At 70.5% G+C, this 11,776-nt stretch carries 11 protein-coding genes; 6 read left to right on the top strand and 5 right to left on the bottom strand.

The window, feature by feature from the left end; genetic code table 11:
- Nucleotides 1-6: 6 nt before the first annotated feature.
- On the bottom strand, nucleotides 7-2,493 hold the full coding sequence (locus tag OG959_RS16245) for an HAD-IC family P-type ATPase (protein ID WP_326659090.1): 2,487 nt from the start codon (nucleotides 2,491-2,493) through the stop codon (nucleotides 7-9).
- A 116-nt stretch (nucleotides 2,494-2,609) separates the two neighbouring features.
- Complete coding sequence (locus OG959_RS16240; RefSeq protein WP_326659088.1) at nucleotides 2,610-2,903, bottom strand: DUF2530 domain-containing protein; 294 nt, start codon at nucleotides 2,901-2,903, stop codon at nucleotides 2,610-2,612.
- A 187-nt stretch (nucleotides 2,904-3,090) separates the two neighbouring features.
- Here OG959_RS16240 and OG959_RS16235 point away from each other — a divergent pair, with 187 nt between their 5' ends.
- Nucleotides 3,091-4,545: an NCS2 family permease gene (locus OG959_RS16235; protein WP_326659086.1), complete on the top strand. Its 1,455-nt coding sequence runs from the start codon at nucleotides 3,091-3,093 to the stop codon at nucleotides 4,543-4,545.
- Nucleotides 4,546-4,584: 39 nt separating this feature from the next.
- Here OG959_RS16235 and OG959_RS16230 read toward each other — a convergent pair whose 3' ends face one another.
- Nucleotides 4,585-4,791: a ribbon-helix-helix protein, CopG family gene (locus OG959_RS16230; RefSeq protein ID WP_326659084.1), complete on the bottom strand. Its 207-nt coding sequence runs from the start codon at nucleotides 4,789-4,791 to the stop codon at nucleotides 4,585-4,587.
- Nucleotides 4,792-4,936: 145 nt separating this feature from the next.
- Between OG959_RS16230 and OG959_RS16225 the strand changes: the two genes are divergently transcribed.
- The 3 genes from OG959_RS16225 (at nucleotide 4,937) to thpR (ending at nucleotide 7,463) form a co-directional block, all read left to right on the top strand.
- Nucleotides 4,937-5,377, top strand: a complete 441-nt coding sequence (locus tag OG959_RS16225; RefSeq protein ID WP_219573152.1) for a MarR family winged helix-turn-helix transcriptional regulator — start codon at nucleotides 4,937-4,939, stop codon at nucleotides 5,375-5,377.
- 94 nt (nucleotides 5,378-5,471) lie between these two features.
- Complete coding sequence (locus OG959_RS16220) at nucleotides 5,472-6,806, top strand: MFS transporter (protein WP_326659080.1); 1,335 nt, start codon at nucleotides 5,472-5,474, stop codon at nucleotides 6,804-6,806.
- Nucleotides 6,807-6,899: 93 nt separating this feature from the next.
- Nucleotides 6,900-7,463 carry an RNA 2',3'-cyclic phosphodiesterase gene (gene thpR, locus OG959_RS16215; protein ID WP_326659078.1) on the top strand — a complete coding sequence of 188 codons (564 nt, stop codon included), beginning with the start codon at nucleotides 6,900-6,902 and terminating at the stop codon, nucleotides 7,461-7,463.
- A gap of 121 nt (nucleotides 7,464-7,584) precedes the next feature.
- Here thpR and OG959_RS16210 read toward each other — a convergent pair whose 3' ends face one another.
- The gene (locus tag OG959_RS16210) at nucleotides 7,585-8,361 is read right to left on the bottom strand and encodes an alpha/beta fold hydrolase (protein ID WP_326659076.1); all 777 of its coding nucleotides are present in this window, start codon (nucleotides 8,359-8,361) and stop codon (nucleotides 7,585-7,587) included.
- Between the two features lie 98 nt (nucleotides 8,362-8,459).
- On the opposite strand from OG959_RS16210, the gene OG959_RS16205 reads away from it, so the two are divergent.
- Entirely contained in the window at nucleotides 8,460-8,984 is a 525-nt protein-coding gene (locus OG959_RS16205; protein ID WP_326666417.1) for a PadR family transcriptional regulator, read from the top strand.
- A 65-nt stretch (nucleotides 8,985-9,049) separates the two neighbouring features.
- A complete protein-coding gene (locus OG959_RS16200; RefSeq protein ID WP_326659074.1) occupies nucleotides 9,050-10,045 on the top strand; it encodes an aldo/keto reductase in 996 nt (331 codons plus the stop codon).
- 311 nt (nucleotides 10,046-10,356) lie between these two features.
- On the opposite strand, the gene OG959_RS16195 is transcribed toward OG959_RS16200, so the two are convergent.
- Nucleotides 10,357-11,748 (bottom strand): serine/threonine-protein kinase, encoded by a 1,392-nt coding sequence (locus OG959_RS16195; RefSeq protein WP_326659072.1) that lies wholly within the window; start codon nucleotides 11,746-11,748, stop codon nucleotides 10,357-10,359.
- Between the last annotated feature and the right edge of the window lie 28 nt (nucleotides 11,749-11,776).

Here is an 11,776-nt window from a genome sequence, read left to right as displayed (position 1 = left end):
TCGCCGCTACGCCGGGAAGCGGCGGCCCACCAGACGCCAGGCGTACTCCAGGGCCACCGAGGCCACCACGGCGATGCCCACCGCCGTCCACGGCATCGTCGTGCCCACCAGCTTCAGGGCGAAGAAGTCCTGGAGCCACGGCACCACGAGCACGATCAGGAACGCCAGGCCCATCGCCGCCACCAGACAGATCCGCCACCAGGTGTAGGGGCGCGCGATGATCGCCAGGACCCACATCGAGACCAGGAACAGCGTGAGCGTGGCCGCGCTCGTCTCCGCGTCCAGCGCGCCCGTGCCGGAGTAGTGGTTCCGGGCGATCAGGTACATCGTGAAGGTGGCGGCGGCCGCGATGGTGCCCGACGGGATCGCGTACCGCATGACGCGGCGCACGAAGTGCGGATGGGCCCGTTCCTTGTTCGGCGCCAGGGCCAGGAAGAACGCGGGGACGCCGATCGTCAGCGTCGACAACAGGGTCAGATGGCGGGGCAGGAACGGGTACTCGACCTGGAAGCAGACGACCAGGACGGCCAGCAGCACCGAGTAGACGGTCTTCGTGAGGAACAGCGTGGCGACCCGCGTGATGTTGCCGATGACCCGGCGGCCCTCGGCGACGACGGACGGCAGCGTCGCGAAGCTGTTGTTGAGCAGCACGATCTGGGCGACCGCCCGGGTCGCCTCCGAACCCGAGCCCATCGAGACGCCGATGTCGGCGTCCTTGAGGGCCAGGACGTCGTTGACGCCGTCGCCCGTCATCGCGACGGTGTGGCCGCGGGACTGGAGGGCGGCGACCATGTCCCGCTTCTGCTGCGGGGTGACGCGGCCGAAGACCGCGTTCTCCTCCATGGCGGTGGCCATCGCGTCGGGATCGGTCGGCAGTTTGCGGGCGTCCAGGGTGTGCTCGGCGCCCGGCAGCCCGAGCTTCGCGGCGACGGCTCCGACGGAGACGGCGTTGTCCCCGGAGATCACCTTCGTGGCGACGCGCTGTTCGGCGAAGTAGGCGAGGGTCTCTCCGGCGTCGGGCCGCAGCCGCTGTTCCAGGACGACCAGCGCGCTCGGGACGGCCCCGTCGGCGCTGTCCGGGGCGTCGAGTTCGCCCCGCGCCCGGGCCAGCAGCAGGACCCGCAGGCCCTGCTCGTTGAGCTGCTCGATCTCGGTGAGCGCGGGGTCCGCCTCGGGCAGCAGCACGTCGGGGGCGCCGAGCAGCCAGGACGACGCCCGGCCCCCGCCCTCGTCGAACGCGGCGCCGCTGTACTTGCGGGCCGAGGAGAACGGCAGCGCCTGGGTGACGGTCCACGCCTGGTCCTCGGAGACCGGGTAGGTGTCGATGATGGCCTGGAGGCTGGCGTTGGGCCGCGGGTCGGAGGCGCCGAAGGCGGCGAGGACGCGGCGCAGGTACGGATCGTCCGTCCCGTTCAGCGCGCGGACCTCGGTGACGTCCATGCCGCCCTCGGTGAGGGTGCCGGTCTTGTCCAGGCAGACGACGTCGACCCGGGCCAGCCCCTCGATGGCGGGAAGCTCCTGGACCAGGCACTGCTTGCGTCCCAGCCGTACGACACCGATCGCGAAGGCTACCGAGGTGAGCAGGACGAGACCCTCGGGGATCATCGGGACGATGCCGCCGACGGTCCGGGCGACCGACTCCTTGAAGTTGTTGTCCTTGACGACGAGCTGGCTGATGATCAGGCCGATCGCGGTCGGGATCATCATCCAGGTGACGTACTTGAGGATGGTGGAGATGCCGCTGCGCAGCTCCGACTGGACGAGTGTGAAGCGGGAGGCCTCCTCGGCGAGCTGCGCGGCGTAGGCCTCGCGGCCGACCTTGGTCGCGGTGAAGGCGCCGCCGCCGGCGACGACGAAGCTGCCGGACATGACGGGGTCCCCGGCCCGTTTCAGCACCGGGTCGGCCTCGCCGGTGAGCAGGGACTCGTCGATCTCCAGGCTGTCGGCCTCGGCCACGGTGCCGTCCACGACGGCCTTGTCGCCGGGCCCGAGCTCGACGAGATCGCCGAGGACGATCTCGGAGGTGGAGATCTCGGCCGCCACCCCGTCCCGTCGGACCGTGGGTTTCGCCTCGCCGATGACGGCGAGGCTGTCCAGGGTCTTCTTGGCCCGCCACTCCTGCACGATGCCGATGCCGGTGTTGGCGATGATCACGAAGCCGAAGAGGCTGTCCTGGATCGGCGCGACGAACAGCATGATCACCCAGAGCACGCCGATGATCAGGTTGAACCGGGTGAGGACGTTGGCGCGGACGATCTCGGTCACGGACCGGGAGGAGCGCACCGGTACGTCGTTGACCTCACCGCGGGCGATCCGCTCGGCGACCTCGGCCGCGGTCAGTCCGCGGGCGGCGGAGGCCGGTGCGGGCGGGTCCACCGGGTGGACCGGATCGAGTTCGGAACCGGCGTCGATCTTCACCGGCCGGCCGGTGCCGGGAGGTCCGGAGGAACCTGTCGGCTGTTCCCCGGAGGGATCGAGTGCCCGCTGAGTCATGGTTCCGACGGTACGGGCGGAACGTCTGGTTCACCCACCGAGCAGTCGGAAGATCAGACCGGGGGAGGAGGCGAATGGTCCCGTGGTCGTACGGGAGCGGTGGAGGCGGTCCGCGCTCAGGCGGTGGCGGGCGGGGTGTCGCCGGAAGCGTCCTGCGACGCGGCGGACGCGGCGGCCCGCTTGAGTGCCGCGTCGCGGCCTCGTACGTACCAGATGCCGATCAGTCCGAGGCCGGCACCGGCCAGGCAGGTCCACACCCACCACAGGTGCCCGTGGTCGTCGAACCAGCCGTAGAACGGGAGCTGGACCAGGAAGAGGACGAACCAGAGGATCGTGCCGCCGGTGATGGTCGCGACGACCGGCCCCTCCAGGGGCTCGGGTGCCTCGTGCTTCGGTGTCCACTTCGCCATGCGGCCAGTGTATGCGCGGCGTACTCAAAGCCGGTCAGCCCAGTCGGCGCAAGGGTCTACGCGCGGAGATAGCGATCTTTGCCTTATGTATTCATACTGAATCTGCTTACGACTGTCTCGAATTATTCGTGTGAAAGTCCAAAGCTGACCAGATTTAGCCCCCCTCTACGCACGACTGAGGTCATACATGTCCCCCTCGGCCACCGCTCCGGTCGACCCCACTCCGCCTCCGTCGCCCCGGCCCACCGGTGGTCTGGACGGCTTCTTCAAGATCTCCGAGCGGGGGTCGTCGGTCGCGCGTGAGATCCGCGGTGGCTTCGCCACGTTCTTCGCGATGGCGTACATCATCGTGCTGAACCCGATCATCCTCGGCAGCGCGAAGGACATGTACGGCCACCAGCTCGACAGTGGCCAGCTGGTCACCGCGACGGTGCTGACCGCGGCGTTCTCCACCCTGCTCATGGGTGTCATCGGCAACGTGCCGATCGCGCTCGCCGCGGGCCTCGGCGTCAACACCGTCGTCGCCCTCCAGCTCGCTCCCCGGATGAGCTGGCCCGACGCGATGGGCATGGTCGTCCTCGCGGGCGTCGTGGTCATGCTGCTGGTCGCGACCGGCCTGCGGGAACGCGTGATGAACGCCGTACCGACCTCGCTCCGCAAGGGCATCGCGATCGGTATCGGTCTCTTCATCCTGCTGATCGGCCTGGTCGACTCGGGCTTCGTCTCCCGCATCCCGGACCTCGCGCACACCACGGTGCCGCTCCAGCTGGGCAACGACGGTCACCTCAACGGCTGGCCGGTCCTGGTCTTCATCCTCGGCGCGCTGCTCACGCTCTCGCTGATCGTCCGCAAGGTGCCGGGCGCGATCCTGATCTCCATCGTGGCGATGACCGGCGTCGCGCTGATCATCGACGCGGTCACCGACCTGCCGGCCGCGGCCTGGGGCCTGACCGTGCCGGAGTGGCCGGGCAACCCGGTCGCCTCGCCCGACTTCGGGCTGATCGGTGATGTCAGCCTGTTCGGCGGCTTCGACAAGGTCGGTGTCCTCACCGGCATCCTGTTCGTGTTCACCGTGCTGCTGTCCTGCTTCTTCGACGCGATGGGCACCATCCTCGGCGTCGGTGACGAGGCCAGGCTGACCGACAAGGACGGCAACTTCCCGGGCATCAACAAGGTGCTGTTCGTCGACGGCATCGCGGTCGCCGCGGGCGGTGCGAGCTCCGCGTCGGCGGGCACCTGCTTCGTGGAGTCCACGGCGGGCGTCGGCGAGGGGGCCCGCACCGGTTTCGCGAGCATCGTCACGGGTCTGCTGTTCACGGCGGCGCTGTTCCTCACACCGCTGGCGACCATGGTCCCCTCGCAGGCGGCCACTCCGGCCCTGCTGGCGGTGGGCTTCCTGATCATCGCCGGCTCGGTGCGGGACATCGACTGGAGCGACTACACGCTCGCCATCCCGGCCTTCCTGGCCATGGTCATGATGCCGTTCACGTACTCGATCACCAATGGCATCGGGATCGGCTTCATCACGTTCTGCGTGCTGCGGCTGGCCGTCGGACGGGGGCGTGAGGTGCCGGTGGCCATGTATGTGGTGTCGGCGGTCTTCGTCTTCTACTACGCGATGCCGGCGCTCGGCCTCACGTGATCCCCTACGGGCGTGGGCCCACGGCCCGGAAGGTCTCCGTCAGGTGACCTCCTCGGCCGTGACCCCCTCCGCTCCGTAGAACTTCTCCGTCTCGTCGACGGCCGCCTGGAAGCGCTCGTCGAAATCGTTGCGAATGAGCGTCCGGACCACATAGTCCTGGACGCTCATTCCGCGTTTGGCGGCGTGCTGCTTGAGCCGGTCGAGCAGCTCACCGTCTATCCGCAGGCTGAGCACTGTCGATCCCATGGCAAGCAGGGTTACGTCCCGCGAGCCCGACGCGCGTGACTTTCCGGAATCGACTCACTCGTTTGGGTGATCGATTGGTGATCTGGGCCTCGCGCGTGTACCACCGAGTGGTCTTTAGGGTAGGTAATGAGTTACGCTAACAAACATGCCTGACCTGATCCACGACAGCGACAGTGCCGCCGCCGTGAGCTCCCTTCGTTCCGCCGTCATGCTGCTCGGCCGGCGCCTCAAGCACCAGCGCGTCGACGAGTCGCTGAGCCCCACCGAGATGTCGGTGCTCGGCACACTCGCGCGTTGCGGTTCGGCCACCCCCGGTGAGCTGGCCCGCAAGGAGCATGTGCAGCCGCCGTCGATGACCCGCATCGTCGCGCTGCTGGAAGCCAAGGGACTGGTCAGACTGGAACCGCACCCCGATGACCGTCGTCAGAAGATGGTCAGCCAGACCGAGCAGGCCGAAGCCATGCTCGCCGAGAGCCGCTCCAAGCGGAACGCCTGGCTGACCACCCTCGCCGAAGGCCTGGACGAGGACGAGTGGGAGACGCTGCGCAACGCGGCGCCCGTGCTGGAGAAGCTCGCCCACCTGTAGCGGAGCGGGCCGCGCCGGACAGAACCGGCGCACCGCCCCACCGCCGCATCCCCGTCAGTCAGCGCAATGTCCACGCCCGAGGAGGCGAACCCTTTTGAGTACGGGATCCGGAGCAGACTCCGCCCCCGCACCGACTTCCACCCACGAGAGCAAGCCCGGCGGGACCTTCTCGTCGCTGAAGATCCGCAACTACCGCCTGTTCGCAACCGGCGCCGTGATCTCCAACACCGGTACCTGGATGTCCCGCATCACGCAGGACTGGCTCGTTCTGAGCCTCACCGGGTCCGCCACCGCCGTCGGTATCACCACGGCACTCCAGTTCCTCCCGATGCTGCTCTTCGGCCTGTACGGCGGCGTCATCGCCGACCGGCTCCCGAAGCGCAAGCTCCTCCTCGTCAGCCAGGCGGCACTCGGCCTGTGCGGGATCGCGCTCGCCGTCCTCACGCTCTCCGGTGTGGTCCAGGTGTGGCACGTCTACCTGATCGCCTTCCTGCTCGGCATGGTCACGGTCGTGGACAACCCGGCCCGCCAGGCGTTCGTCTCCGAGATGGTCGGCCCCGCCCAGCTGCGGAACGCCGTCAGTCTGAACTCGGCGAACTTCCAGTCCGCCCGGCTCATCGGTCCGGCGGTCGCGGGTGTGCTGATCACCTCGGTCGGCAGCGGCTGGGCCTTCATGTTCAACGGCCTGTCGTTCCTCGCACCGCTCGTCGGCCTGCTGATGATGCGTACGAGCGAACTGCACAAGGCCGTCGTCATCCCACGCGCCAAGGGGCAGCTCCGCGAAGGGCTCCGTTACGTCTCGGGGCGTCCCGAGCTGATCTGGCCAATCGTCCTCGTGGGCTTCGTCGGCACGTTCGGCTTCAACTTCCCGATCTGGCTGACGGCCTTCGCGGACGAGATCTTCCACGGCGGCGCCGGGATGTACTCGTTCTTCAACATCCTGATGGCGGCCGGCTCCCTGGCCGGCGCTCTCCTCGCCGCCCGCCGCCGCTCCTCGCGGCTGCGGATGCTGATGGCCGCCGGTACGGTCTTCGGCGTGCTGGAGATCATCGCCTCCATGGCACCGTCCGTCTGGCTCTTCGCGATCCTGCTCGTCCCGATCGGGATGATCGGGCTGACGACCAACATCAGCGCGAACACCAGCGTGCAGATGGCGGCGGACCCGGCCATGCGCGGCCGGGTGATGAGCCTGTACATGATGGTCTTCGCCGGTGGTACGCCGGTGGGCGCCCCGATCGTCGGCTGGATCAGTGACGCGTACGGCGTCCGCACCGGCATGGCGGTCGGCGGGGTGTTCTCCCTGGTGGCCGCGCTCGGCGTCGGCTTCATGCTGGCCCGCGTCGGCGGCCTGCGCCTCAAGGTCGACCTGCGCCCGGGCCGCCCGCACGTGCGGTTCGTCCCGCGCGAGCAGCTGGCGACGGCGGCCTGAGAGCCGCCTGCACGGACGCGATACGGCCCCGCCCGGGGAATCGGGCGGGGCCGTACGCGTGGGCGGCGCGCCGGGTCCTGCCAGACTCCCCGCATGAGACTCTTCGCCGCCGTCCTGCCGCCGGCCTCCGCGGTCGAGGAGCTGCGCCGCGCCGTGGTCCCGCTGCGCTCCCTGCCCGGCGCCGACACCCTGCGCTGGACCGGGACCCCGGGCTGGCACTACACGCTGGCCTTCCTCGGGGAGGTCGACGAGGAGCTGCTGCCGGACCTGTACAGCCGGCTGGAGCGGGCCGCGCACCGGACCGAGGCGTTCGGGATGCGTGTCCACGGCAGCGGCCGGTTCGACGGCCGGGCGCTGTGGGCGGGGGCCGCCGGTGCTCTCGACACCCTGCGGCTGCTGGCCGAGCGCGCCCACGCCGCCGCGCGCCGGGCCGGGGTGCCGATGGAGGAGCACCGCCGCTACACCCCGCACCTGACCCTGGCCCGCAGCCGCGTCCCGGCGGACCTGACCCCGTTCGCCGCTGCCCTGGAGGGCTTCGAGGGCCTGCACTGGGAGGCAGGCGAGCTCAGTCTCGTACGCAGCCGTCTGCCCGTGGACGGGGTGCCGGGGGAGCAGCCGCGGTACGAGGTGGTGCGGGCCTGGCCGCTGGGACGGTGAGGCGGGCGGTTACGCTCGACGGGTGGACCCGAAGACCAGAAACCGCATTATGGCGGCCGTGCTCGTGCTGATGTTCGCCGTCGTCGCCGTGGCGGCAGCGGTCGGCTGATGACGGCCCGCCTCAGCTGAACCCCCGCGCCGTCTCCTTCGCGAACGCCCCGGGGTTGTCGAGCATGATGTTGTGCCCGCAGTCCGGGACCGCGACCACGCGTACCCCGCCCGCCGTGAGCACGTCCTCGCCGGGCAGTGGACCGTCGCTCTCCGGGCACAGGTACGTCACCGGGACCGGCAGCCCCAGCAGGAGCTCCCGCATCGTCGGCGTCGTCCCGCGCGCCAGGTGGACCGCGCTGCGGTGCAGGGCCTCGGGCCCGGCGAGCCGCATGGTCGACCACCAGTGCGCGCCCACCCGCTCGCGGACCTCGTCCCGGCCGTGGGCCAGGAACTCCTCCTCCGTGTACGCGGCGATGCCGCTGCTGCCCGCCGGCGGCACCGGCGACGGGATGACCGGGTCGAGGTTCGCGTCCACCAGCACCAGCCGTGCCACCAGATGCGGGTGGCGGGCCGCGAGGACGATCGCCACCGCGCCGCCCATGCTGTGCGCGACGACCTCCGCTTCCCGGACCCCGGCCGTCTCCAGCGCGACCGCGACGGCGTCCGCGTGGTCCTCCAGGGTGTAGCCGAAGTCCGTAGGCCGGTCGCTGATGCCGAAGCCGAGCAGGTCCATCAGCAGGGCGCGGCCGCCGGCGAGTAGCGGGTGGGTGGCGCTCGCGGTGAAGTAGGGGCCGCTGGAAGCGCCGAGTCCGTGCAGATAAAGCCGGGGTGGTGCGGCGGCGTCGTGGCCCGCGATCTCCGCCCACCGGATTCGCGCGCCGCCGGGCGTCACCTGTGCGTCCTGCATGTCTCCTCCTCGGATTCGGCTGTCCCGCTGTCCTGCCTGAGCATCGGTGGGACTATACATCGACACCGAGGTATAACGACATGGGGGAAGATACGGGAATGCTGGAACTGGCCATCCTGGGATTTCTGTACGAGCAGCCGCTGCACGGGTACGAACTGAAGCGTCGGGTCGCCCACCTCACCGGCCATGTGCGCCCGATCGCCGACGGCACCCTCTACCCCGCGATCAAGCGGCTGGAGCGCGCCGGCCTGCTCGACCGCCGCACCGAACCCGGCAGCAGAGCCGCGCCCCGGCACACCCTCACCCTCACCGACGGGGGCCGCGACGAGCTGCTCCGCCGGCTGCGTGAGGCCGGTGACCTGGACGTCAGCGACGAGAACCGCTGGTTCACCGTCCTCGCCTTCCTGCGCCACCTCACGGACCCGGCCGAGCAGGCTGCCGTGCTGCGCAGGCGGCTGACGTTCCTGGAGGAGCCCAGCAGCTTCTTCTACGAGGGGGAGCGACCGCTCGGCGCCGAGGCGTTCGACGACCCCTTCCGCCGGGGCGTGCTGAGGATCGCCCGCGCGACCAGTGAGGCGGAGCTGGGCTGGCTGGCCGAGACGCTGGCCGGGCTGGAGGGCTGACCCCTGCGCGCGGATGTGGACGGGTGCTTGCTTCGAGCGGACTCGAAGGAGTTGGCTTGGGTCTCATGAAGTACACACATCTGGGACGCACGGGACTCGAAGTCAGCCGCCTGGTACTGGGCACCATGAACTTCGGTCCGCAGACCAATGAGTCCGACAGCCACACCATCATGGACGCCGCACTCGACGCGGGCGTCAACTTCTTCGACACCGCGAACGTCTATGGCTGGGGCGAGAACAAGGGCCGCACCGAGGAGATCCTCGGCACCTGGTTCGCCCAGGGCGGCGAGCGCCGGGACAAGGTCGTCCTGGCGACGAAGGTGTACGGGAACATGGCCGCCGACGGCGACGCCTGGCCCAACCACCACAAGCTCTCCGCGCTGAACATCCGGCGTGCCGTCGACGCCAGCCTCAAGCGGCTGCAGACGGACCACATCGACCTGTACCAGTTCCACCACATCGACCGGGACACCCCGGTCGACGAGATCTGGCAGGCCGTCGACGTCCTGATCCAGCAGGGCAAGATCCTCTACGCGGGCTCGTCCAACTTCGCCGGCTGGAAGATCGCGCAGACCAACGAGACGGCGCAGCGCCGGGGTTCGTTCGGTCTGGTCAGCGAGCAGTGCCTCTACAACCTCGCGGAGCGCCGCGCGGAGATGGAGGTCATCCCGGCCGCGCAGGAGTACGGCCTCGGCGTCATTCCGTGGTCGCCGCTGCACGGCGGACTGCTCGGCGGCGCGATCCGCAAGGAGAGCGCGGGTGGCTCCGCCCGGTCGGCCACCGGCCGGTCCGCCGAGGTGCTCGCCGACCCCGTGGCGCGGGCGCAGATCCAGGCGTACGAGGACCTCCTCGACAAGCACGGCCTGGAGCCGGGCGAGGTGGGCCTGGCCTGGCTGCTGACCCGTCCCGGTGTCACGGGCCCGATCAGCGGTCCGCGCACCCTGGAGCAACTGGAGTCCGCGGTGCGCGCGGTCGACCTGGAGCTCTCGGACGAGGTGCTGGCCGGCCTCGACGAGATCTTCCCGGGCCCGGGCCCGTCGCCGGAGGCCTTCGCCTGGTAACCCCGGCCCGGCCGGGGCGGCCCGGGGTGCTGCGCGCACTCAGGCCGTCCGGCCGCCCCGGTGCGCGGAGGGGGCCAGGATCCGGCCCAGCAGCGCGGCGGTGACCAGCCATACGCCGAAGGCGACCGGCACCGCGCCGACGGTTTCGAGCGGGGAGCGGTAGGCGAGTACCGCCCAGGCGGCGACGCCGTTGATCCAGCCACTCATGGAGAGGATCAGCGCCGCGCGCGGTGACAGGCGGAGGCGGGTGATGAGCTGGTCCGCGATCAGTACCCCCACCGTCAGCGCGGCGACGCAGGCCGCGAACGCGATCACGAGGTAGCGCCCGGAGAGCTCGTCCGTGGCGGCGTTGTCGATGGCCGCGCCGCCCACGCCGAGGGGGACGGCGAGCAGGAGTGCGGAGACGAGCCGGGTGAAGAGCGACTTGTCCTGCGGGTCGAACATGTTGGTGAAGCCCTGGGCTCCCGCCATGCCCAGCAGGCAGCCGAGTACGGCCCCGGCGAGCGCCCCCTCCGTACCGGCCGGGGAGCAGAACGCCACCAGGAGGGCCGTGACCAGCGCCGTACCCCGCCGGCGAGCCAGGTGGCCGCCACGGTCCGGGTGGAGACCACTCCGTCGCGCGACGCCCGCCCGGCGATGCGCAGCCGCTGGGACGTGGCCGGGGGCTGCGGGCCGCCCGGGAGCGGGAACGGGTAGGCCGGCATCGACGGCTGGAAGGGCAGGGTGGACGGAACCGGCGGATGCGGGACCGGAGCGGCGGGGGCGGGCTCGGCCGGGGCCGCGGAGTGGGGGACCGATCCCAGGGCGGTGGGGGCGCGCTCCGGCGGGGAGGGGCGGGGCGGGGCCTGCCCGGAAGCGATCGCGGCCCGCAGGAGGGCAGCCGTCCGCGCCGCGTCCTCGGGCCGCTCGCCCGGCTCCTTGGCGAGTAATCGCAGGACGATCGCGTCGAGTTCACCGAACCCGGCAAGGTCCGCGCGCCGAGCGCTCGGCGGCTCGGGTATGTCGCCGAGGTGCTGTGCCAGGACGGCCGTACCGGCTCCGGTGAACGGTGGTCCGCCGGTGAGCAGCGTGTGGAGCAGACAGCCGAGGGAGTACAGGTCGCTGCGGCTGTCCAGGACGTCGGGCGCCCGTATCTGCTCCGGCGACATGTACAGCGGGGTGCCGATGACGAAGCCGGCGGCGGTCAGGTCGGTGCGCGTCATCGCGGCGGCCGTCGACAGCATGCGCGCGATCCCGAAGTCGAGGATCTTGATGGTGCCGTCCGCGGTGAGCAGGATGTTGGCCGGTTTGATGTCGCGGTGCACGATGCCTGCCCGGTGGGCCGTCTCCAGCCCCGCGCAGATCTCGACGCCCCAGCCCATCACCTCGGCGGGGGAGGGGAGTCCGGGTCTCCTGCTCTCCAGCACAGCCCCGAGGTCCCGCCCCTGGAGGTGTTCCATGACGAGGTACAGCACGCGTTCCCCGGCCACCTGGGCCTCGCCGAAGTCGTGCAGGGTGACGATGTGCGGGCTCGACAGCCCGCCGACGACGCGGGCCTCACGGGCGAAGCGGGTGGCCGAGGTGTCCTCGTCGATGCGGGAGAGGACCTTGACCGCGACCTTTCGCCCGATGCGCTCGTCCTCGGCCACCCAGACCCGGCCCATTCCACCGGACCCCATCGGTTCCGTCAGCCGGTACCGTCCGTCGAGAACCTCGCCACGCATAGGTCGCCCCCGCTCATCTCGCCCTGCC

Source organism: Streptomyces sp. NBC_00385, assembly GCF_035917155.1.
Lineage (GTDB): Bacteria > Actinomycetota > Actinomycetes > Streptomycetales > Streptomycetaceae > Streptomyces > Streptomyces poriferorum.
Note: the sequence above shows the minus strand (reverse complement) of the source record. Positions and strands in the feature narration are given on the sequence as shown.